Source organism: Streptococcus viridans (genome assembly GCF_900636365.1).
Taxonomy (GTDB): Bacteria; Bacillota; Bacilli; order Lactobacillales; family Streptococcaceae; genus Streptococcus; species Streptococcus viridans_A.
Window position 1 is genome coordinate 1,285,271 of record NZ_LR134266.1, and the last position, 24,017, is coordinate 1,309,287.

General features: G+C 42.1%; 21 protein-coding genes and 1 other annotated feature. Of the genes, 4 read left to right on the plus strand and 17 right to left on the minus strand.

All coding sequences use genetic code 11. The features are described from left to right. From EL081_RS06795 to trpX, 7 genes are all read right to left on the minus strand, one after another. Window positions 1–774, minus strand: a complete 774-nt coding sequence (locus tag EL081_RS06795; RefSeq protein WP_126404515.1) for a DUF3169 family protein — start codon at window positions 772–774, stop codon at window positions 1–3. Between the two features lie 2 nt (window positions 775–776). Continuing rightward, window positions 777–986: a helix-turn-helix transcriptional regulator gene (locus tag EL081_RS06800; protein ID WP_003002675.1), complete on the minus strand. Its 210-nt coding sequence runs from the start codon at window positions 984–986 to the stop codon at window positions 777–779. Window positions 987–999: 13 nt separating this feature from the next. Further along, a complete protein-coding gene (locus EL081_RS06805; protein WP_126405059.1) occupies window positions 1,000–1,308 on the minus strand; it encodes a hypothetical protein in 309 nt (102 codons plus the stop codon). Between the two features lie 235 nt (window positions 1,309–1,543). Next, a complete protein-coding gene (gene pheT, locus EL081_RS06815; protein ID WP_126404517.1) occupies window positions 1,544–3,949 on the minus strand; it encodes a phenylalanine--tRNA ligase subunit beta in 2,406 nt (801 codons plus the stop codon). Between the two features lie 157 nt (window positions 3,950–4,106). After that, window positions 4,107–4,622: a GNAT family N-acetyltransferase gene (locus EL081_RS06820; RefSeq protein ID WP_126404518.1), complete on the minus strand. Its 516-nt coding sequence runs from the start codon at window positions 4,620–4,622 to the stop codon at window positions 4,107–4,109. Window positions 4,623–4,624: 2 nt separating this feature from the next. Then, the gene (gene pheS, locus EL081_RS06825) at window positions 4,625–5,671 is read right to left on the minus strand and encodes a phenylalanine--tRNA ligase subunit alpha (RefSeq protein ID WP_126404519.1); all 1,047 of its coding nucleotides are present in this window, start codon (window positions 5,669–5,671) and stop codon (window positions 4,625–4,627) included. Between the two features lie 313 nt (window positions 5,672–5,984). Continuing rightward, entirely contained in the window at window positions 5,985–6,989 is a 1,005-nt protein-coding gene (trpX, locus tag EL081_RS06830) for a tryptophan ABC transporter substrate-binding protein (RefSeq protein WP_042361425.1), read from the minus strand. A gap of 130 nt (window positions 6,990–7,119) precedes the next feature. After that, window positions 7,120–7,355, minus strand: a binding site (T-box leader). 179 nt (window positions 7,356–7,534) lie between these two features. On the opposite strand from trpX, the gene EL081_RS06835 reads away from it, so the two are divergent. After that, window positions 7,535–9,196, plus strand: a complete 1,662-nt coding sequence (locus EL081_RS06835; RefSeq protein ID WP_126404520.1) for an Rqc2 family fibronectin-binding protein — start codon at window positions 7,535–7,537, stop codon at window positions 9,194–9,196. A gap of 479 nt (window positions 9,197–9,675) precedes the next feature. On the opposite strand, the gene budA is transcribed toward EL081_RS06835, so the two are convergent. The 3 genes from budA to EL081_RS06850 form a co-directional block, all read right to left on the minus strand. Continuing rightward, a complete protein-coding gene (budA, locus tag EL081_RS06840; protein ID WP_126404521.1) occupies window positions 9,676–10,392 on the minus strand; it encodes an acetolactate decarboxylase in 717 nt (238 codons plus the stop codon). Window positions 10,393–10,541: 149 nt separating this feature from the next. Next, entirely contained in the window at window positions 10,542–11,780 is a 1,239-nt protein-coding gene (locus EL081_RS06845) for a tetratricopeptide repeat protein (RefSeq protein WP_126404522.1), read from the minus strand. Then, on the minus strand, window positions 11,770–12,939 hold the full coding sequence (locus EL081_RS06850; RefSeq protein ID WP_126404523.1) for an AI-2E family transporter: 1,170 nt from the start codon (window positions 12,937–12,939) through the stop codon (window positions 11,770–11,772). Before EL081_RS06850 ends, EL081_RS06845 begins: the two co-directional genes overlap by 11 nt. 174 nt (window positions 12,940–13,113) lie before the next feature. On the opposite strand from EL081_RS06850, the gene EL081_RS06855 reads away from it, so the two are divergent. Both EL081_RS06855 and EL081_RS06860 read left to right on the plus strand, forming a co-directional pair. Beyond that, a complete protein-coding gene (locus EL081_RS06855; RefSeq protein ID WP_185946451.1) occupies window positions 13,114–14,124 on the plus strand; it encodes a lactonase family protein in 1,011 nt (336 codons plus the stop codon). A gap of 75 nt (window positions 14,125–14,199) precedes the next feature. Then, entirely contained in the window at window positions 14,200–14,385 is a 186-nt protein-coding gene (locus EL081_RS06860; protein ID WP_023023803.1) for a hypothetical protein, read from the plus strand. 100 nt (window positions 14,386–14,485) lie between these two features. Here the strand turns inward: EL081_RS06860 and eno are convergent, their stop codons facing one another. Next, a complete protein-coding gene (gene eno / locus EL081_RS06865; protein WP_006597394.1) occupies window positions 14,486–15,790 on the minus strand; it encodes a surface-displayed alpha-enolase in 1,305 nt (434 codons plus the stop codon). Window positions 15,791–15,976: 186 nt separating this feature from the next. On the opposite strand from eno, the gene EL081_RS06870 reads away from it, so the two are divergent. Beyond that, window positions 15,977–16,420 carry a DUF1694 domain-containing protein gene (locus EL081_RS06870; protein ID WP_126404525.1) on the plus strand — a complete coding sequence of 148 codons (444 nt, stop codon included), beginning with the start codon at window positions 15,977–15,979 and terminating at the stop codon, window positions 16,418–16,420. 57 nt (window positions 16,421–16,477) lie between these two features. Here the strand turns inward: EL081_RS06870 and EL081_RS06875 are convergent, their stop codons facing one another. The 6 genes from EL081_RS06875 to EL081_RS06900 form a co-directional block, all read right to left on the minus strand. Next, window positions 16,478–17,596 (minus strand): glycerate kinase, encoded by a 1,119-nt coding sequence (locus EL081_RS06875; RefSeq protein WP_126404526.1) that lies wholly within the window; start codon window positions 17,594–17,596, stop codon window positions 16,478–16,480. Window positions 17,597–17,686: 90 nt separating this feature from the next. Next, complete coding sequence (ezrA, locus tag EL081_RS06880; RefSeq protein WP_126404527.1) at window positions 17,687–19,411, minus strand: septation ring formation regulator EzrA; 1,725 nt, start codon at window positions 19,409–19,411, stop codon at window positions 17,687–17,689. 86 nt (window positions 19,412–19,497) lie between these two features. Beyond that, window positions 19,498–21,447, minus strand: a complete 1,950-nt coding sequence (gene gyrB, locus EL081_RS06885) for a DNA topoisomerase (ATP-hydrolyzing) subunit B (protein ID WP_048789359.1) — start codon at window positions 21,445–21,447, stop codon at window positions 19,498–19,500. A gap of 12 nt (window positions 21,448–21,459) precedes the next feature. After that, window positions 21,460–22,023, minus strand: a complete 564-nt coding sequence (locus EL081_RS06890) for an HAD-IA family hydrolase (RefSeq protein ID WP_126404528.1) — start codon at window positions 22,021–22,023, stop codon at window positions 21,460–21,462. 178 nt (window positions 22,024–22,201) lie between these two features. Then, the gene (locus tag EL081_RS06895) at window positions 22,202–22,759 is read right to left on the minus strand and encodes a DJ-1 family glyoxalase III (RefSeq protein WP_126404529.1); all 558 of its coding nucleotides are present in this window, start codon (window positions 22,757–22,759) and stop codon (window positions 22,202–22,204) included. A 1-nt stretch (window position 22,760) separates the two neighbouring features. Further along, window positions 22,761–24,005, minus strand: a complete 1,245-nt coding sequence (locus EL081_RS06900; RefSeq protein WP_126404530.1) for an FtsW/RodA/SpoVE family cell cycle protein — start codon at window positions 24,003–24,005, stop codon at window positions 22,761–22,763. Between the last annotated feature and the right edge of the window lie 12 nt (window positions 24,006–24,017).

Here is a 24,017-nt window from a genome sequence, read left to right on the forward strand (position 1 = left end):
CTACTCTTTATAGTAACGTTTGGTAATCTTGTACTGAGAGACCAAGATATAGACATAAATCAGTGATACAACTACTAATGCTAACAAGATATCTGCCTGGAAAGCAATGCCAACTAAGAATATCACCATCAAGGAAATCGGTAAGACATAATTGCTTAACTTGAAGACAATATCGTAATTCTCCTCGTAGCAAATTTGTTTCTCTGCCTCATCTATCATGCTCATTATTAGTTCACGGACTTCTGCCCCACTAGCATTGCGTGGGATTGCTTTTCCATAAATCTGTTTGAAGGTTTTTCGAAACTGATGTTCTAGCCCAAAAGTAAGAAGGAACAAAGCAAGAAAAATAAGCGGGATGGTGTATTTCCCAAAAGCACCTGTTAGTTTTTCTTCATAGACTAGTTTTTGGCAAGAGAAGAAAATCACTAATAGATAGGGAACAATCATGACGCCTTTGAACATCGTAGCCAAGTCATAGATTCTTCTCGTTTGGCTTTCATAACGGTAGGCTTCGTCTTCATCTTCTGCCTCCTCCATCATCTGATAAGACTGGCGCGATGAGATGAGGTAGGTAGACGCAATCCCGAAAACCACCAGATATAAAATGATTGACCCTATATAGATCATATCTCGATCAAATAGCTTTTGGAATTCAATAGGATGGTCTGAACCAAAATAACCTGTCAAAAAACCAATGATTAATCCTGATAGGACCATGGCCATGTTTCTCCAAAAACGAAAACGGGCTGACCTTTCTTTTAACTTCTTTTTCACTTTTATTCCTCTCCCTCTACTAGACTAAAGACATTCTCCACCGGTTCCTTGAAAATCTGGGCGATGGTGATGGCAATAATAACCGAGGGGGTGTATTCCCCCCGCTCCAAGAGACTGATGGACTGGCGCGAGACTCCTGCTAGCTTGGCTAGCTCGGATTGGTTGAGGCCATCACGCGCCCTCAGCTCTTTCAGTCGATTTTTTAAGATCATGGCTTTCGCCCCCTTATAGTTGAATACCTTGAATATCTTCGATGCGGACTAATTTGGTTTCCCTCTGTTGTTTATGATTCACACGAGTCAGTTTGACCCAATCTTCGTCGATATCCAAAATTTCATACTCGAATCCAACACCACTCACTAAAACAGTGGCCGTTTGGCCTTTCAATTCTTCTAAAAGTCTAGACATGTCTTGATTTCCTTTCACTTGTTTTTCTAATCTTTTGATGCGTTTGTTCAACCTTTTTATCTTCTTTTCTGAGCTTGCATAAATGATAACCAGAAAAGGGATAAATAGAATCCACACGGCTCCCATAAGAAAACCTCCTATTTTTTCAACTGAAATCATTGTAACACTTCTTTTTCTTTTTGACAAGTATATTTTACAAAAAAATAAAAATATTTGTCAAAAATAGAAGGATAGTTGACATGGATATTTTGAGTACTTAAAGGAATTTCTTTATTTTTATAGGGTTTTAAGCCAGATAACTTGTAAATCCTGTAAGAAAAAAACAGCTGAGAAATTCTCAACTGTTTCATTTTTTTACGATTTACCGCACTTCTGCGTCTACTTTTTCTTCGAGTGATGCTTGGATTTTTTCCATATAGCGAGCGACTTCTTCGTCTGTCAAGCTATCTTCTGGATTTTGGAAAGTCAAGCTATAGGCCATGGACTTCATTCCAACTCCTAGTTTTTCACCTGAGAAGACGTCAAAGAGTTTGATGCCTGTCAAACGTTTCACACCTGCAGCTTGGATGGCATCAACCACCTCTTGGTGAGTCACTTCTGCTTTGAGGAGAAGGGCGATATCACGGCTGACTGCTGGGAATTTCGTAATTTCCACAAAGGCTGCTGCTGGTTGAAGGGCTGCTTCAATAGCCGAAAGGTTAAGCTCAGCTACATAAGTTTCTGGAATATCGTAAGCCTTAGCCGTAACAGGGTGCACTTGACCAAGGAAACCGACTACTTGATCACCAAGTGAGATCAAGGCTGTACGTCCTGGGTGAAGACTCTTGATCTCTTGCGTTGCTGTATAGGTTGCTTCAAGACCCAAGCGAGTAAAGAGGGCTTCCAAAATTCCCTTAGCATAGAAGAAATCAACTGGAACCGCTGCTGTTTGGAAGTCTTTTTCAGCGACTAAACCTGTCAAGGCAAAAGCAAAGCTGTTGATTTCATTTGGCAAGTCTTCTTTTGGATTACCCGTTTGCTCGAAGACTTTTCCAATCTCGTAAAGAGCCAAGTCTTTGTTCTTACGCGCTACGTTGTAGGCAACTGTATCCAAAATACCTGAAACTATATTTTGACGGAGGACAGAGCGGTCCACTGTCATTGGCCACATGAGCTCAGTTAAGTTGCTTGGTGCAGTCGTAAACTCCACTGCTTTTTCAGGAGTTGTCAGAGCGTAGGTGATGATTTCTGTCAATCCAGCACCTTCTGCAATGGTACGAACTTGACGGCGCAATTTTTGTGTAGCTGTCAACTCACCAGCTGTCCCATCATCTTTTGGAAGACTGGTTGGCAAGCGATCGTAACCATAAATACGAGCGATTTCTTCAAAGAGGTCCGCTTCAATCGTGATATCCCAACGGCGACGAGGGACGCTGACAGTAAAGCTTTCAGCATTTCCAGAAAGGCCAAATCCAAGACGACGGAAGACATCCTCTACATCCGCGTAGGAAAGCTCAGTACCAAGGACACGGTTAACGTCTGCAAGAGTAGAAGAAACTTCTACATCAGAAGTGTCCAACTGTCCTGCTGAAACAATGCCCTTACGCACTGTCGCACCAGCCAATTCAGCAATCATGCTTGCTGCTGCATCAAGGGCTTCATTAACGGTTGCCACATTGATGCCTTTTTCAAAGCGAGAAGATGATTCAGAACGAAGGTTGAGACGACTACTTGTCTTACGAATAGATTTGCCATTGAAGACAGCAGCTTCAAGGACGACACGACTAGACTTTTCAGAGATTTCTGTAGCCTCTCCGCCCATGACGCCTGCAAGGGCTACTGGTTTGTCAGCAACAGTAATCACTAAATCCGTTGTTTCTAACTCACGTTTTTCCCCATCCAAGGTCACTAATTTCTCACCAGCACGTGCTTCACGCACACGGATATCAGTTCCTTCAAAGGTATCCAAGTCAAAGGCATGCATAGGCTGACCAAAGTAAAGCAAGATATAGTTGGTCACGTCAACGACATTATTAATCGGACGGATGCCTTCGTTCATGAGGAGGTTTTGCAACCATTGTGGACTTGGTGCGATGGTTACGTTGTCCAAGATGCGGGCTGTATAATAAGGAGCCTTGTCTGTATCAATGCTGACAGAAAGAGCATCCGATGCGGCTTGGTCTGTTTCTGTTAAAGTAAATTCTTTAAAGTTGACTGCCTTGTCATAGATAGCTGCTACTTCGTAAGCTACCCCACGCATAGAAAGAGCGTCTGCACGGTTAGGTGTGATAGAAAGCTCGATGATTTCATCATCCAAGTCGAGGTAAGAGAAGACTTCCTCACCTGGAACTGCATTTTCTGGCAAGATTTGGATGCCATCTGCAAATTCTTTTGGTACAACGGAGTCAGAAATCCCTAATTCACCAAGTGAACAGATCATTCCGAGTGACTCTAAGCCACGGATTTTCCCTTTTTTAATCTTGTAGTTATCCGCGATACGGGCACCCGGAAGAGCCACCATGACCTTGATGCCTGCACGCACATTTGGCGCTCCACAGACGATCTGACGGGCTTCTTCTTCACCCACATTGACTTGGCAGACATGAAGATGTGTTTCGGGTACATCTTCACAAGACAAGACTTCTCCGACGACAATTTTTGAGAGACCAGCAGCAGGTGATTCCACACCTTCTACTTCGATCCCTGTGGTTGACATTTTTTCAGCCAACTCTTGTGATGGTACATCAATGTCCACCAATTCTTTTAACCATTTATAACTAACTAACATATGTAAGATACCAAGGGCCAAACTGAAATCTAAATGACTTTCCTAGATTTCCTTAAGCCCTAGTTTAGATCCTTTCATTTTGTGTTTTCCAGCTCGAGGCTGGCTTAGGTAGGTCTAGTAACCTCCCCTTCTCTAGAATAGAAGTTTCTTGTTCCTTCTAGATCAATTTCTTTCTCAACAACCAGTCTGTATCCACGGTATCTCCGGTTATATACTGGTGTTCACTAAATCGTTCAAAACCAAAGCGGTAGTAAAAATCTTGCGCCTTAAAATTACGTTCCCATACACCTAGCCAGGCCCATTCAAAGCCACGGCTCTTGGCTTGATCCAGCGCAAAGGTAAACATTTCCTTACCGAAACCAGCCCCATGAAATTCCTTTTTGACATAGATCCGTTGAATCTCAAAGGACTTGTCCATCTCTACTGGCTCGGTCTGCGCTTGACCCCAGTTTATCTTAAGAAAACCACAGATTTCTTGACCTTCATTGAGGACAAAATAGGTTTCGGATTCTGGATTTAACAGATCCTTCTCGATTTGCTCCAATGAGAGAACCGTTGAAAAGTAGTCTTCCAAATCTTCCTCAACAATATAGGGACCGAAGGTATCCCGATAGGTTTCCACCTCTAGGTCACGTAAGGTCTGTACTTGATCGATTTTTACTCTAACTAACATGATTATTTAAACTGTTCTGAGAAGCGAACATCTCCTTGATAGAAGCCACGGATATCATTGATTCCATAACGAAGCATGGCTACACGCTCCTGCCCAAGACCAAAGGCAAATCCTGAATAGACGGTTGCATCAATGCCACTCATTTCAAGCACGCGTGGGTGAACCATACCGGCCCCCATGATTTCAATCCAACCTGTCTTCTTACATACATTACATCCCGCTCCACCACATTTGAAGCAAGAGACATCGACCTCAACAGATGGCTCTGTAAATGGGAAGTAAGAAGGACGCAGACGGATTTGGCGTTCTGCACCAAACATCTTTTGCACGATCAACTGAAGCGTTCCTTGAAGGTCCGCCATAGAAATGTTCTTCCCAACGACCAAACCTTCGATCTGATGGAACTGGTGGCTGTGGGTCGCATCATCTGTATCCCTACGGAAAACACGCCCTGGCGAGATCATCTTCAAAGGCCCCTTGCTAAAGTCATGCGCATCCATCGCCCGCGCCTGTACTGGTGATGTGTGGGTCCGAAGCAAGATTTCTTCTGTGATATAGAAGGTATCCTGCATATCACGAGCTGGGTGATCCTTTGGCAAGTTCATGCGTTCAAAGTTGTAGTAGTCTTTTTCGACTTCAAAGCCATCTACAACTTGGTAGCCCATCCCGATAAAGATATCTTCGATTTCTTCACTGGTTTGGGTCAAGACATGGCGATGACCAACTGCGACTGGACGTCCCGGAAGGGTCACATCGATACTCTCACTAGCCAATTTGGCTTGGACTTTCTTTTCTTCCAAGAGCTTAGCTGTTTCTTCAAAGGCAGCCGTCAAAACATCACGCGCTTCATTGACGTGTTTCCCGATAACCGGACGCATTTCAGCAGAGACATCTTTCATCCCTTTAAGGATTTCAGTAAGGGAGCCTTTTTTCCCAAGGACAGAAACGCGTAGCTCTTGCATCTCTTTTTCGTTTTCAGCAGAGATCTGCTTCAATGCTGCCAGCGTTTCTTCCCGAAGCGCTTTTAGTTGTTCTTCAATCGTTGACATATTTCCTCCATCATGGTCTTCACTCAGACATAGAAAAAACCACGCGCCACACCCTCATTCGGAGCGTTGACACGCGGTACCATCCGTTTTTATCTGAAATTCAGACCTTAATTTCTAAATCTTTGCGCAAGTGAATTCACCCAGCTTTCATGCAAAGAGCTTTCAGTCACGGCTCTTCTCCCTGTTGCACTTCCCTTGAGGTACTAGTCTTGCAGATTTCTATTCAATTACTATCTAGTTTATCAGATTTTACAAAAAATGACAAGTGAATCCTATTTTGCTTCACTTGCCATTCTTGTTATTCGTTTTGTTTTTATTCGATGACTTGTCCAGCTTCTTTCAAGACAGATTCTGGAATGGTAATGCCTAATTCTTCTGCCACTTTTTTGTTAATGACAGACTTACCATCTGTAAAGATTTCTACTGGTGTATCCGCTGGTTTTTGACCTTTCAAGATTTTCGCAGCCATTTTACCAGTTGCCACTCCAAGATCGTGTTGGTCGACAACGACTGAACCTAAACCACCAGCTTCGACCATGGCTGTCGCACTTGGGAAGATTGGTTTTTTAGCTGTTTTGTTTGCTTCGACTACCGTTGAGAAGGCTGATGCAATGGTGTTATCGATTGGAACCCAGATAGCATCCACTTTACCAGTCATGACAGAAACCGTTGAAGCAATTTCATTTGTAGAAGGGACTGAATAAGGAACTACTTTGTAGCCTGCTTTTTCAGCCAATTTTGTAAATTCTTCTACTTGGGTTTTAGAATTATCTTCACTGGTTGAGTAAAGAACCCCGATTGTTTTCACGTTTGGAGTCAACTCTTTGATCAACTTCAACTGTTGTTCCGTTGGATTGTGGTCAGATACTCCTGTGATATTACCACCTGGTTTTTTCAAATCTTTGACCAAGTTAGCGCCGACTGGGTCTGTGATAGCACCCATGACGATTGGTTTGTCCTTAGTCGCACTAGCCAAACCTTGAGCAGATGGGGTTGCGATTCCGATCAAGACGTCGTTGTTGTTTTGGACCAATTGTTTGCTCATGGTAGCAACCTTATTTTGGTCTCCTTCTGCATTGAGGAATTCGATCTCAATCTTGTCCTTGTCGTAGCCTTCTTCAGCCAAGCCATCTTGAATCCCCTTGTAGATTTCGTCTAGCGATGGGTGGCTGACTAACTGTAAGACACCAACTTTTACCTTTTTGGTTCCATCTGTTTTATTCGCATCATTTTTATTGGTTAGCATTGGATAAACAACAGCTACCAAAATAACAGCGAGCAAAGCACCGATCATTCCCAATACACGTTTGTTTTTCATATTTTTTACCTCAATTATTTATTTTTTCGTTTTTCGCTTCTTTGTTAAAGACTGAGTCGCCATCGTTTCTTCATCTTCTTTTCTCCCTTCTTTTTGAAACAAAAAAAACGCCCACACATAGCTATAGCTATGTGAGGACGTGTCATCGCGGTGCCACCTCACTTATGGGAAAATGGATAAACTCCTCCCATATCTCTGTCTTGTCTAGCAACAAGTTGCACGATAAGGTGTGCAGACCGAATTTTTATTGTTTCAAATTCATCTCATCATTAGTCCAATTTCATAAATGTCCACTACTCACTTTCACCAGCCGTGAGCTCTCTAATAAATTTTCATTTATTACTTTTCTAATTGTAACCATTGTAAATGTTTCTGTAAGCCTTGTCAATACTTTTTTATGTTTTTTTTGAAAAACGTTCGTTATTTCCTGAAATTCATTTTCTAACGGATACTTTTACAAGGAGTGAATACCGGCTTCTTTCTAGGTTTTCAGGCACTTTTTTGATATAATTTACTAGAATTAGTCTAGAATGTTGAGGAACCCCATGTCTTTTGATGGATTTTTTTTACACCATATGGTGAATGAATTACAAAGCGAACTCCTAAATGGTCGCATCCAAAAAATTAACCAACCCTTTGAACAAGAGTTGGTTTTACAAATTCGTAGCAACCGCAAGAATCAAAAACTCTTGCTGTCTTCCCACTCTGTTTTTGGTCGGATCCAACGAACCCAGACCAATTTTGAGAATCCTGCCTTCCCTAATACTTTTATCATGGTCATGCGCAAGTATCTCCAAGGGGCAGTCATTGAGCAGATTCAGCAACTGGAGAATGACCGTATTTTAGAAATTGCCGTCTCTAATAAAAATGAGATTGGAGATGATATATCTGTGACCCTAATCATCGAAATCATGGGCAAGCACAGCAATATCATTCTTCTGGACAAGGCGACTGGAAAAATTATCGAAGCGATCAAGCATGTGGGCTTCTCTCAAAACAGCTACCGGACCATTCTCCCTGGATCAACCTATGTAGCTCCTCCAAAAACCGAAGCGGTCAACCCCTTTACCATTAAGGACGAAGCCTTATTCGCCTTTCTTCACCGAGAAGAGTTGACACCAAAAAACCTTCAAATCCATTTCCAGGGTCTTGGTCGAGATACTGCTCAAGAATTGGCCAGTCGATTAGAAACAGGAGAAAAATTAAAAACCTTCCGAGCTTTCTTTGAAGCTCCAACAGATCCCCGTCTAACGAAAAAATCTTTTGCTACTCTCGCTTATGCAGATAGCCAGGAGGAGACCTTTGAAACCTTATCAGATCTACTCGACCACTACTACTTGGACAAGGCTGAGCGCGACCGGGTCCAACAACAAGCTGGGGAACTAATCCGCAAGGTGGATAATGAGCTAGAAAAGAACCGGAAAAAATTGGCCAAACAGGAAGCCGAACTAGCAGCGACAGAAAATGCCGAAGAGTTCCGTCAAAAAGGCGAACTGCTTACTACTTTCCTCCATCAAGTCCCAAATGATCAAGACCAAGTCACCTTGGACAACTACTATACCAACCAGCCTATTACCATTGCCTTGGATAAAGCCTTGACCCCCAGTCAAAATGCGCAACGTTACTTTAAGCGCTATCAGAAGCTAAAAGAAGCTGTTAAACATTTGACCTCTCTCATCCAAGAAACCAAGGAAACCATCTCCTACCTGGAAACAGTCGAAACTGCTCTGGCCCAAGCCAGCCTTTCTGAAGTAGCCGAGATTCGCGAAGAGCTAGTCCAAACAGGCTTTATCAAACGACGTAACCGAGAAAAAATCCATAAACGGAAAAAACCAGAGAAGTACTTAGCATCAGACGGCAAGACCATTATTCTGGTCGGCCGGAATAATCTTCAAAACGAAGAATTGACCTTCAAAATGGCTAAAAAGGGCGAACTCTGGTTCCACGCTAAGGATATTCCAGGTAGTCACGTGGTCATTACAGGTAACCTCAACCCTTCAGATGAGGTCAAAACCGATGCAGCTGAGCTTGCAGCCTATTTCTCTAAGGGACGCCTGTCCAATCTGGTCCAAGTCGACATGATTGAAACGAAGAAACTCAACAAACCGACCGGAGGAAAACCTGGCTTTGTAACCTATACCGGTCAGAAAACCCTACGGGTCACCCCTGAAGAAGAAAAAATCAAATCCATGCGCATCAATGAGTAGACAACGTAAAAGTGAGTGGGAAAGAACTCCGAAAAATTAAAAAAGATTGAAAAGGTTCTTTAAACCTTTTCAATCTTCCCACCCCACACAGTTGATTAAGTCATCTTTGAAGTTTAAAAAGCGAACAAAGATGCTAATCAACCACTGCTTCTTGTAGTTATTCCAATCAAATATCAAAGGCTGGACAGTTTTTGCCCATCCCTTTTAAATGTAGACAACTATTTACATAAAGGAACTCGAATGGTAATACAAGAAATAATCTCTTCTATAAGGCATTCTAGCATTTATCCAGGAACTTTCCGCCGTGAGAAAAGTGCTAGAAACACCAACGTTTCTAGCACTCGGGAGTTTTGAGACCTTAGGCTCAAAACTAAGTCATGGAACTTCTTAGAAGTTCGCTGACGTCCGTACTCACCTAAGGAAAGTTCATAAGAAATAATATTCATCCTAGGGCTGAGAATCATCTCAGCCCTTTTGTTTTATTCTGATTTGTGGATATCCTCTTTGACCTGGTCAACATTGAACTTGGCAAAGAGATACTGGCGGTCCTGGACAGGAAAGCGTTGGTCCAATTGGTCAATGGCTCCAACTTCGACGATGCCCTCTTTGATGACAAAATCCATGACATGGCCCCCGAAGGTATGGTCATCTGAGATAAAGTGAAGGTGATAGCCTGCTACACTGACCCCATGAAACATCTCTGGCGTCCAAAAACCAACAATAGTTCCTGTAACATTTTCTCGTGTAAATTCTGGCTGATGGGTCGCCACATCTGCAAACTTGGTTTCCGAGGTCGATTTAGGAATCATACGCACATGCATCTTGGAGAAATCACCGTGAATCTTAATCGAACGAAACAGATTTTCGCCATCGTAATAAGATTCAATGCGAGCCTCTAATTCCTCATCCGTCATTTCAAAGCGTTGCCGAAAAATCACTTCGGCCTGGTGGGGAACAATGGCCGCATAAGGGACAGTCGCATCTGGAGATACTTCCACAATCTCTGGTTCCTCTCCTGAACCCTTAGCTTGATAAGCCTTACCATCTAAGACAATCAATTCGCCATCGATGGAGTCCAGGGTCCCAATTCCTAAATCTCCATGCTCTAGTAATTCTTTAACCGTAAAGGATCCTCCATAGAGACCAGCCATCAAAGCCCCCAAGGTATTGTATTGAAACAATTTCACCGGTTCCATTATCTTCTCCCTCATTCATCTTGTCTTCTTTTTAGCCCTTCCAGTATACCATATTCTCAAGGACAATAACAGAAAGACTGATTAAAAAAGAGCGGGACCGAACCATGATACAAACTTGTTCGGATTCCCGCCCCAGCTGGGTCATTTAATTAATCTTCTAGCAAACTCTCATAGAAAGCTTGCATTTGCCCATCATCTGGTACTAGCTGCAAATAGCCTTCTGTCACTTCCCGAGCTCTTGCGATATTCCCCAACTCTCTCAAGAGATAGCTATAGCTTTCTAAGAACTCTGGATTGTTTTTCAAATCTGGATAGAGCTCTTCATAGATCGGACCTGCTTTTTCAATCTCTTCGAGTGCTACCAAGGCACGAGCGATATTCCAGCGGGTGACGACATTTTCCACTTCCACTTCTTGCCATTCAAGGACATCTTCATAGCGTTCCTGCTCCAAATAGAGGGTCGTTAGACGAAGAGCGATGTCTTCTAAATCTTCTGCCACTTCTTTAGCTTCTAACAAATACTTCTCTGCCTTTTCTGGCTGGTGCAATTCATAAGCCAACTGGGAAGCTAAAAGGAGAAGATAGGCATCAAAAGGATTCTTCTGGATCCCTTGCTCTGCTATTGCTAACGCTGTTTCTCGATCATTCTCAGCTTGTAGGGCCAAGGCATAACCGTATTCATACCCTTCAAAGTCTGGCGACAGCGTATCGATCTGCTTGAAGTAGATCAGAGCTCGTTGATACTCTTCTCGGTCATAAAGAAGGGTTGCCAATTCATAGGCAATCTGGTCATCAAACTCAATTTCTAAGGCCTTTTCTAAAAACTCAATGGCAGGCTCAAACCGACCCAGATTCGCATAAGCATAGCCGATCCGCTGGTAGGTGGAGATCCCCGTTTCTTCTAAAATGAGACGGTTGTCTAACTGAACATACTCTTCAATAGCTTCTTGGTAATTTTCGAGTTCTAGATCAATCTCTGCCAAGCCTAGTTGAATAATAGGATCATCTGAAAGGCTTGCAGCTTCCATCAGCTTTTCCCGAGCCACATCTGCCAAGCCCTCACTTTGATAGAGGTCTGCCTTGACCAAGAGACTGGCTAGATACCATTCCGAACTTTCAGGAATTTCTTCCAAATAAGCAAAGGCTTCTTCCATTTGACCATCCTCGGCTGCAATGGTCGCTAGACTCAGATAGACCTCTGGAAAATCATCTCTCAAATGCAAGTAAGTTTGTTTTGCTTCAGGGTAAAATCCGATACTTTCAAAATACTGGCCTAATTCTAACAAGGTTTCTGGATCATCTTCGTGCAAGGCCGCTTCTAAATAGCCTGGTAGACGATCTAGCTCTTGTTTCTCAATTGCTTCTAGAATTTTTTGACTATTCTTCACTTTGAATTTCCTCAACTTCGTCCTTTTCGTATAAACCACTGACTTCTTTGTACCATTCAAATAGAGCACTGATGACGACCTTGGCTGAAGCGTAAACTGGGATTCCTAAGAAGACTCCCCAGATTCCAAACATAGAGCCAGAGGTAATCAATACAAACAAAATCGTGATCGGATGGATATTAAGCTGACTACCCAAGACAAGTGGTGAAACGAAACGTCCCTCGATGGTTTGCTCAACAATAAAGACAATGACAACTTTGACAAACATTTCTGGTCCTGCTACCAAACCCAAGACTAAGGCAGGGAGCATGGCTAAGAAGCTACCCAAGTATGGTATCAAGTTCAAAAAACCAGCGGTTACACCGAGTGTCACAGCGTAACGAAGCCCAATAATCTTAAACAAAAGAATAAACATTAAAGCTACGATGATGGCAACTGTGATCTGACCTCTGACATAATTGGCCAATTGTGTATTGACATCAGACAGTACTTTACCTGCTGATTTACGAATCTTGGTTGGTAAGAAGCGGATGATTTGCCCTTTCAGGTTCTTTCCATCTCTCAATAGATAGAAGACGATAAAAGGCATAATAATCAAAGCGATAATGACCTGGGAGGCGACAGTAATCAGATTGCTGACCCAGTTGACTGCACGGGCAGAAAAAGAACTTGCCCAACTGGTAATATTCTGCGACAATTGGCTGGTCCATTCATCTAATTGCGGCTTGATTTCTGGAGACACCTTGTTGTCTAAGACATCATCGATGGTCATATTGGCCTTTTCCAAGTAGTCTGGTAGATTATGCATGAAGCTAAGAACCTGACGCTGGATAGCTGGAATAGCGACAGCCAAGCCCCATAAAATGAGAAGAGCGATCAAGATAAAGACGATGGAAATCGCAATAATCCGTTTGACCCGGTGCCTTTCCAAAAAGTCTACGATTGGATTTAACAAATAATAGAGGAGCCCTGAGATAATGACTGGCAGCATGACCGCTGCTCCAAACTCTAACAGGGGTGTAAAAATAAAACTAATCTTGCTGAGGACTAAAATATTCAATCCCATCAGCAAGGTTACAAGGAAAACAGTAATGGCCTTATTATCTACAAACCATTTAAAAAACCAGGATAAACTAAAATCTTTTTCTTTATGTTCCACGGGAATCTCCTTCGTTTTCAATCTGTTTTTATTTTAGCATTTTTACTCTATAATTTCACGATAGAGCTGAACATAAGCTGGTTTTTGTTCCTAACCTCCTCAATCCTTCACCTAATCGTTTTCCATCCCCTTCTTTTCTGATATAATGGAGCTATCAACAAAGTCGAGGTGCATGTGATGCAAGATATTTATTTCGGAACCTATACCAAACGAGACTCTAAAGGAATTTATAAGGCTTCCTTTGATGAGAGAACTGGACAGCTAAGTGATTTGCAACTAGTCGCTCAAGAGCCAAACCCAACCTATCTCGCTTTTTCAAAAGCTGGTTTCTTATACAGTGTAGGTGCAGACCAAGATCTTGGTGGCATTGCGAGCTTTAGCCCTGACCACCAATTAATCAATCATGTGGTCGATGAAGGAGCCCCCCTCTGTTATGTCTCTGTTGACGAGGAACGGGGCTTGGTTTATGGTGCCAACTATCACAAGGGACAAGTCCTCTCTTATCGTATCCATGAGGATGGTCATTTGACCTTTGTCGACCAAGCGACTCATCAGGGTTCTGGACCTCACAAAAACCAAGCTAGTCCCCATGTACATTACGCAGATCTTACTCCCGATAAGTTGCTCATCACTTGTGATTTAGGTACTGATCAAGTAGTGGTCTACCAAGTTGATGATTTTGGGAAACTAACGGAAGCACAAACCTACCAAACTGCTCCAGGTGCAGGTCCGCGTCACATCATTTTCCATTCTCATTACAAGACTGCCTACCTCATTAACGAACTAAACGCCACCATCGATGTCCTTTTCTATGATGGACTTGGCTACTTTGAACATTTCCAAACCATCTCAACTCTACCAGAAGATTATGAAGGTCAAAAATGGGCTGCTGCTATTCGCCTCTCCGAGGATGGGAAATTCCTCTATGCCTCAAATCGAGCTCATAACTCCATTGCAGTCTATGAAATCTTGGCAGACGGTAGCCTAGTGCTTCTAGAAATCGTTCCAACTAATGGACTCAATCCACGCGATTTCATTCTTAGTCCAGACCAAGAATATCTTATTGCAGTCCATCAAGATTCAGACAATGCCACTGTTTTTAAACGCGATAAAGCAAGTGGTAGATTGACTGAATTGAGTCATGATTTCTTCGTACCAGAGGCGGTTTGTGTCCTCTTCAACTAACAATCAAAACACTTGCTAGTCTGGTTGAAAAATGATTAAATAGTGATAAAATAAATAGTTTATAGGAGAAACCTCATGAACCCAATGGATTTGTTTAACCAAGTCAAAGAAATGATCGAAAAGAAAGATTTCGATGCTGCTAAAAAATTTATCGATGACAACAAGGATAACCTTGGTGACTACTTAGAACAAGCGAAAGCTCTTGTTGCTGGAAACGATCTAGTAAGCGGCGCTGTTGATAAAATCAAAGGCTTGTTCTAATAAAACGATTCCTCAACTATCTAGTTGAGGATTTTTTCTTGGCTCAATAGCAAAAAAATCCTTGAGAAAGCTCAAGGATTTTTTTGTCTAGTAAACTAGCTTATTTTTTCAAGTTGTAGAATGATTTCAATCCACGGTATTCAGCTACTTCACCAAGTTGGTCTTCGATACGAAGCAATTGGTTGTATTTAGCGATACGGTCTGTACGTGAAAGTGAACCAGTCTTGATTTGTCCTGCGTTAGTTGCAACTGCGATGTCAGCGATTGTTGAATCTTCAGTTTCACCTGAACGGTGTGATACAACGGCAGTGTAACCAGCTTCTTTAGCCATTTCGATAGCTTCGAAAGTTTCAGTAAGAGTACCGATTTGGTTAACTTTGATAAGGATTGAGTTAGCAGCACCTTCTTGGATACCACGTGCAAGGTAGTCAGTGTTTGTTACGAAGAAGTCGTCACCAACCAATTGAACTTTCTTACCAAGACGTTCAGTAAGAGCTTTCCAACCTTCCCAGTCGTTTTCATCCATACCATCTTCGATAGTGATGATTGGGTATTTGTTAACCAATTCTTCAAGGTAGTCGATTTGTTCTGCAGATGTACGAACAGCAGCGCCTTCACCTTCGAATTTAGTGTAGTCGTAGACTTTACGTTCTTTATCGTAGAATTCTGATGATGCACAGTCAAATCCGATGAATACGTCTTTACCTGGTACATATCCAGCAGCTTCGATCGCAGCAAGGATAGTTTCAACACCATCTTCAGTTCCTTCGAAACGAGGAGCGAATCCACCTTCGTCACCTACGGCAGTTTCCAAACCACGTGATTTAAGGATTTTCTTAAGAGCGTGGAAGATTTCAGCACCGTAACGAAGAGCTTCTTTAAATGTAGGTGCACCAACTGGCAAGATCATAAACTCTTGGAAAGCGATTGGAGCATCTGAGTGAGAACCACCGTTGATGATGTTCATCATTGGAGTTGGAAGAACTTTAGTGTTGAATCCACCAAGGTAGCTGTAAAGTGGGATTTCAAGGTAGTCAGCAGCAGCACGAGCTACAGCGATAGACACACCAAGGATTGCGTTCGCACCCAATTTACCTTTGTTAGGAGTACCGTCAAGAGCGATCATTGCACGGTCAATAGCTTGTTGATCACGAACATCGTAACCGATGATTGCTTCAGCAATGATGTTGTTTACATTGTCAACAGCTTTTTGAGTTCCAAGACCACCGTAACGAGATTTGTCACCGTCGCGAAGTTCAACTGCTTCGTGTTCACCAGTAGAAGCTCCTGATGGAACCATACCACGTCCGAAAGCACCTGATTCAGTATAAACTTCTACTTCAAGTGTTGGGTTACCGCGTGAGTCTAGGACTTCGCGAGCGTAAACATCAGTAATAATTGACATTTCTTACTCTCCTTTGAGTTTAAATTTTTTACACCTCTATGATACCTTAAAAATACGCGTTTTTCAAGAAAAAACGTTATCTTTGTGCAGATTTTCCTTAACTTTATCAAGAAATCGCTTTCTTTTTGTTTTGATCAGCGTTTATACGTTTGGCATTTTTAACCTAAAGTATGATATACTATTCTTATGACTGATCTATCTAAAGAAATTATGGAAAAGGCTAATGGTGGCCTAAAATTAAATCCTGATGAACAACGTCGCTTTCTAGGTACGTTTGAAGAGCGCGTTCTAGGATATGCCGATATAAGAACAAGCAATAGTCCTCAGCTTCAGAAGGGCTTTTTGAAGGTGCTGAAGAGTTTGAGTGAACAAGCTAACCCTCTCTTTGTAAAGATTTCCCCAAATGTTGATTCTAGTGTCCAGTTGAGCTATCTAAAACAAGCAAAAGAGTTCGGTTGCCAGGCTACTATTGTTTCGGAAGAGCATAACTCCTCTCCTTTTGGGCTCGTGATTCATACAGATGCACCAGTGAACACTACTGACAAGGACCTCCGAACTGCTTTTGCAGATCTCTGGGAGGAAGAAAAGAAGCCGACCAAACCTTCTCTTTGGAAAAAATGGTTTGGTTGATCAGAGCTGTCGCTTAGACATTTTATTAGTATTAAATATTAGATGGAAAAAAGCGGTTTAACCGCTTTTTTCTATGCTTAATAGATTTCCGATATTTCTAGCTGTAAAGATAAGATTTTCCCTCGCATTCTTCAGAAGTTGGTCTAAACTATCGGGGTGTTTCGTAATGGAAAAGGCTGCGATTATATTTTCAAATGGAAGATTTGGTAAATCATCTGCAAGACTTCCACAAATGGCTATTACTGGAATTCCCTTTGGGGTTCTTCTCGCAACCCCTATCGGAGCTTTTCCGGATAGACTCTGATGATCCAGTCGCCCCTCACCGACAATGACCAAGTCTGCTGTTGCTACTTTAGTGTCAAAGTCAATCAAATCTAAACAGCTATCAATCCCTGATACCAGTCTCGCTTGCGCAAATGCACAAAGTCCAGCAGCAAGACCACCACCAGCTCCCATCCCTGCTTGGGTCAATACATTCGCACAGTTCTTTTCATAAAAGCTGTAAATAGCTTGATCTACTTGCTCAAACAAAGCAGGTCTCAGCCCCTTTTGTTTTCCAAACATATAGGTCGCACCATCTAGTCCACATAAGGGATTAGTAACATCTGCTAAAATCTGTATCTGAACATCATCTGGGATCTTGAACGCTTCCTCTTTACGGATAGAATCCCATTCTAAAATACTTTGCCCACAGGCCTTCAACTCCTTTCCTTCTCGATCATAGAATTTGTAGCCCAGACCTACTGCAAGTCCCAGGCCCCCATCGTTTGTCGCTGTTCCTCCAACCCCGATATAAATCTCCTTTTTCCCCTGTTTGATTAAATAACAAATCAGTTCACCGATTCCTCGGGTCTCTAAGTCAAGTGGACGGCGTTGATCAACTGGAATCTTTCCTAACCCAATCAAGTCGGCTACTTCAAAGAGAGCCAGAGAATCCTTCTCCACATACCGCATTTCTACCGGTTCTCCAAATGGTCCTGTGACAAGGGTAAAAGTTTCCTTCAAGCCCAATGATAAACTGATGACTTCCACTGTCCCTTCGCCACCATCTCCAACAGGACAGGTGATCGGTTCTACATCGAGGAGAGACTGACGAAAGCCTTCTGCAATAACTTCTGCTACTTCTTTCGCAGGTAAGGATTCTTTGAATGAATCTGGAGCAATTAATATTTTCATGGATTCCTCCTCTTTTCTATTCTTCCCTTTCCTTTCACACCTTCATCTCCATAAAAAAACATCCAGGAATTTTCTCCTGGATGTTTTGGATTAGAATCGGATGGATTCTCTTGTTTTTTCATATGAGGTAACAAATCTCTCTGTTACTCCTGGTTCTACTGTTTCCAATGCTTCTGAAATAACTTTGAATGAAGCAGGATAGTCATACTCTTTTTCAAAAATGTACAAGGCTTCATCAAACGCTGCTTGGACATGATCATCGAATGAACGATAGCGATTTGAGTATTGAAGCAACTGCTCTGTTAGGGTAGCATACTGTACTAATTTGTACGTTTCTTCCTCTAACTCTGTCATATCGTTGGTCAAAATATCCAGGAGACGGTTGGCGTTTTCAATATTGACACGACGACCTTCTAACTCAGCCAAGAGAGCTTCAGTGTTATCACTTGCAGTGAAGAAGATAGTAAGGAAGGATTGAGGAATTCCAGGTAAGTTACGCTTATCCATGTAGCGCTTAATGGCATGTAAACGGTTGGCGTAGATATTTACCTTTTGACGAGCATTCGTATCGTCTTTCTCAATCTTAGATAAGGTTTCGCTCAGTGCAATTTGATCATCTTCAATTTCTTTCAGACGTTCTTCAATCGCTTCTAACTCTTCTTGAAGAATAGAGTAGGCTTTTTGAGTTTCAGATGTATCCTTCAAGGCATCCTCTACAACGAGCTCTTGAGCTGTTAATTCAGCTTCTAACTCTTTCAAATGATTTTCCTTGAGTTCTTTGCTCTCGAATGTTTTACTGAGACGTTCAACTTCTTCTGCTAAACGCTTGTTATTTTCCTTCGCATGGGCAAGGTAACCTGGTAAGGCTTTGACCAATTTTTCAACGACTTTGTGTGATTCAATTTCACGAGTGAAAATATCATACAAGGCGTTGATTTCTTCTTGAATCTGCTCATTTTCATAGAGCGCATTATCTAATTCTAGAGCAGCAACATTTTGTAGATTGGCTTTCAGAGATGCATGTAATTGTTGGAAACGTGCTTCCAAGTCGGTCTCTGTAAAATGATAACCAGACTCCAAAAGTTTGCGATGACCAGCTTCCAAATCTTCCAATTGGTCAGGAAGGGTTGTTTGGACATCCTTCACAATTGCAGGAACTTTTTCAACAATGTGAGTCAAGGCTACAATATGGTTTTCTGCTGTGTCAAGAATTTCAGCAGCTTCAACAGGGTCACCAGAAGAATTCAAGGTTACAAATTTTGAAAACTCAACTTGAATATTTTCAGCTTGCTTCTCAATTTCGGGAAGCGCTGGGCCGTATGCATCTGGATCAGAAGCCACTTGTTTTTGCAAGTTTTCAAACATATCCAAGGCATGAACAACGCGACCGCTATTCATTTCTTCTTTTTCTTTTAATTCAGATAAAGCTTGACGGATAGCCTTGATGTCTTCATCAATTAATTGAATCTGACTCTCAATATTTCCAATTGCTTGTTTCGCTTTTAAAAAGCGGAAAGAATTGTTGTAGCCTTCTGCTTCAAAGAGGTTGTTCTCAATATCGGCAAAAGAATTGAGGGATAGGTCCACCCATTTTTGATTCCATTCACGAAATGCAACTTGACTTTGACCAATCAAATGCATATTCTTCACAGCCTCTACTTCATCATTTACCGGAAGGTTATACAACTCTTCTTTTCGTTCTTCCAGTGCTGCTAGTAAGGCTTCGTTACGCTTTCTCAATAAGACTGCCACTACATATCCTAAAACCAAAAGGACACCAATGACAATAATGAGAATAATTAGTCCACGAGACATATAAAAACTCCTTCATTAAATTACTTGAAAGTAATCGTAGTTATTATATCATAAATATTCGAATAATTGGCAAATATCGCAGAATTTTATACATCAAGTGTACTATATTCGGCATTTTCTTCGATAAATTCACGGCGAGGTTCTACTCGATCTCCCATGAGCATATCAAAGATTTTATCTGCTTCTGCTGCATCATCAACTGTTACACGCGCCATGAGGCGGTGTTCTGGGTTCATCGTTGTTTCCCAGAGCTGATGATCATCCATCTCACCCAAACCTTTGTATCGTTGAATCGTTGGTTTGGAACGACCCTCAGAATAGCGTTCTAAGGCTTCAGCTAATTCTGCTTCTTGGTTGGCTCCTGGTTGGATGTATTCTTTGATCTCACTACCGACTTTTACACCATAGATTGGTGGTTGAGCGATATAAACATAGCCTGCCTCCAAAACTGGTTTCATATAGCGATAAATCAAGGTTAAGAGGAGGGTTCGAATATGAGCTCCATCGACATCGGCATCTGTCATGATGACTAATTTTTGATAACGGGCTTTTGATACGTCAAATTCTGCACCAAAACCAGTTCCCATGGCTGTGAAAAGACTACGAATTTCCTCGTTGGCTAAAATCTTGTCCATGCTGGCCTTTTCCACGTTGAGGATTTTCCCACGAATAGGGAGAATCGCCTGGAACTCCCTGTTCCGACCTGATTTAGCAGATCCTCCGGCAGAGTCTCCTTCGACGATGAAGAGTTCTGTCTCAGCTGGATTGTTAGATGAACAGTCTGCTAATTTACCAGGAAGGTTTGAGATTTCTAAACCAGATTTCTTACGGGTGACTTCACGAGCGCGCTTAGCAGCAACACGCGCTTTGGCAGCCAAAATTCCCTTTTCGACAATTTTCTTGGCAATCTGTGGATTTTCCAACAAGAAATCAGAGAAGGCATCACTGAACAGCCGGTTGGTAATCTTCACCACTTCAGAGTTTCCAAGTTTTGTCTTGGTTTGTCCTTCAAACTGTGGATTTGGGTGTTTGACAGAGATCACTGCTGTCAACCCTTCCCGGACATCTTCCCCTGTTAGATTTTCTTCATTGTCCTTGAGAAGTTTATTCTTACGCGCATAGTCGTTGATGACACGGGTTAAAGCTGTACGGAAACCTTGCTCATGAGTCCCCCCTTCGTGGGTGTGGATATTATTGGCAAAACTCATGACGGTTTCGTGATAACCAGTCGTATACTGCATGGCTACTTCAACCGTGATATCATCCAATTCTCCATCAGTATAGATCGGAGTTTCGAAGATGACATCCTTGTTTTCGTTGATGTACTCTACATAACTAGCAATCCCACCCTCATAGTGGTAATCTTTTGTCTGCTCTTGCCCTTCTCGCTTATCTGTGATTGAGATCCGTAAGCCACGGTTCAAGAAGGCTAACTCTTGAATCCGCTTGTTCAACTTATCAAAGTCAAATTCAGTAGTTTCTGTGAAAATCTCTGGATCTGGAGTAAAGTGTACGGTTGTACCAGTTCGATCTGTTTCGCCAATTACTTCAAGATCTGCAACGACTTGTCCTCGTTTGTATTCTTGGTAATGAATTTGGCCATTCTTATGGACATGAACATCTAACTGAGTCGACAAGGCATTTACAACGGATGATCCAACTCCATGGAGTCCACCAGAAACCTTGTAACCACCACCGCCAAATTTCCCTCCTGCATGGAGAACGGTAAAGACAGTTTCTACCGCTGGACGACCCGTTTTTTCTTGAATGTCAACCGGAATCCCCCGTCCATCATCGACGACTGTAATCGAATTATCAGCTTCGATAAAGACTTCGATATGGCTAGCAAAACCAGCAAGGGCCTCATCGATTGAGTTATCGACGATTTCCCAGACCAAATGGTGAAGACCTTCTTTAGAAGTGGATCCGATATACATCCCCGGACGCATCCGAACTGCTTCTAAACCTTCTAAAACCTGAATCTGACTGGCATCATATTCTTGGCCAGTCGTTTCTTGCTTCAATTCTTCTGTCATTCTTTCCCTTTTCTAATTAAAAATATAGGCACTTAATTGATCCATTGAGTCAAACAAATAAGTCTCCATGCCAGCTCTTTGACCAGCTTCGATATCGATCGGGCGATCTCCAATCACCAAGCCTGACTCAATCGCATACTTGTCTTTTAGATACAACATGGACGTAGGATCTGGTTTACGTGGAAAACCATCATCAGCTGTCACAACTTCTGTAAAGTAATGACGAATCCCTGTTTTTTCTAAGATGGTCTCTACATGATGGTCACGGTGAGAAATCAAAAAATGACGGGCTCCGACCACTGTCAGACGATGCAATAACTCCTCAGTCCCCTCGAATAAGCAGGGGATTTCAAGAGCTTCTTTCTCTCGTTGTTTATACTCTCCCAGAAAGTCTGGAAGGTCTGCCGCAAACTGCTGAACAGCATAATCCGTGGAAACCTTTAAAGCTGCATAAACAGAATCATGATCAGCCTCCCTTTGGAAATACTGTAAGGTCGCTACAAAAGCTTTTGTAGAGGTCTCATAATTGTCCAATAAAGTCCCACCAAGATCCCATATAAAATCATGATAATCCATAGTTTCAATTATACCATATTTTTCAAAAAATTGCTTGTAAAGTCAATGTTTTCACGGTTTTTTTACAGTCATCTCCCACCTATTTTACTTTCATTCAAAAAGCATTTATATTTTAGAAATCTAGACGATAAAAAAATGAAGACAGGAAATTCCCTACCTTCATTTTTCATCTCACCATCTATGGGGCCGATGTCCCAAAAACATCTTGATAGAGCATGCCTGCTCTTAATTTTGCTGCATCCCCACCAAAATGGTTGACCAATGCATAAGAAAAAGCCAGTGCAGTTGCAGGACCCCGACTGGTCAAGATGTGACCATCCTGAACCACTGCTTCTTTCACATAGTGTCCTGTTGCAATTTCTTTTTCAAAGCCATCATAGCAGGTGTAGTGTTTTTCATCTAACACTCCTGCCCGATCCAACACAATCGGAGCTGCACAAATAGCCGCAAGACTTTTCCCTTGTTCATGGGCTTCTTTTAAAGACTGAATCAAGCCTTCATGGTCGCGTAGATTCGCCGCACCAGGCATCCCTCCTGGAAGGACAATGCCATCAAAATGATCCAATGAACCGGACCAGATTTCATCTACCTTCACTGTGATGCCATGAGAACCTGTCACTTCTGGATCAAATCCAACCATTTGGCACTCGATTGCTGCTCTTCGCAAGACATCGACAACGGTCAAGGCCTCTATTTCCTCAAACCCACTTGCTAACATAACTGCTACTTTTGACATATCAAATGATTCCTTTCTCTTGTAGCCGACTGAGTTGTTTTTGCCTCAATAGTCGACTTTCTTTTTTTCGTTCTTCTGTCACTCGATTTTGATGGCTCATGGATAACAATAAGCCAATCCCAATGAGGTTACTAACAATAGCCGATCCCCCTTGTGAGATAAAAGGCAAGGGAATTCCAGTCAGTGGTAATATACCTGTTACGGCCCCAATATTTTCAAATATGTGGAAGACTAACATCATGATGAAACCAGTTGAGATATAGGTGTAAAATTGATTATTGGATTTCAGGGTAATTCGCAACATTTTATAAACTAAAAACATGTATAAGAGAAGGAGACCCAGTCCTCCTACAAATCCAAAATCTTCCGCAATGACCGTAAAAATCATATCACTCTCCCGGACAGGGATCAAAAGGTTGGATACATTAAAGCCTTGGCCCAATAAACCACCGCTTGCGATTGCCAACTGTCCTTGAGCCTGTTGGAAAGTCATGGTTTGTGCATAATCAAAAGGATTTAACCAGGCTAAAATACGATTCATCTGATAGGTGGGCATCCCCAGAGTTTGATGAAGAAAGGCCCGCCCACCGTTTGATAGAAAGATGGCCAAAAAGAGAGCGATTCCCCCTGCGAGGGTTAAAAAGATTGGTAAAATGATTTTCCAGGAGACCCCTGAGATGAGGACTACCCCTGAGAAAATCGCCATAAATACCAAGGAGGTTCCAAAATCATGTTGGAAGGCTAAGAGCCCAATAACCGGTACGGTATAGGCAGCAATTTGTAGAATGAGAAAAAAGTCTTTTTTTAGCGTTCGCTCTTCTTCCCTATTGTTTCGTAAAAAATGAACAATCGAACGAGAGACCATCAAGATATAAGAAATTTTCATAAATTCTGATGGTTGAAAGAGGCTAATCCCCTTATAGGATATCCAGTTTTTAGAACCGGTCGAAGCAACCAAGTTTGGGTTGTAAAAATAAAGGGGCAAGACCATTAAGACCAAACCAAAGACATACAAATAAGGCGTCACTTTCCATAAAAATTCTGTATTAAAGAGCATGACGACAAAACTAATCATACAGCCCAAAACAATCCAGGCAACCTGTTGGCCTAGAATGGGCCAAACCAGGTCAGGATAATCATTTGAAACTGCAATGTAGACTGCCACCACTCCAAATGCCAACAATAACAAAACAGTGGTGATCAAGGAGAAATCTCCTCTAAGTTTGAAAGACTGACGTCTCTTCATTTTATCTCCCTT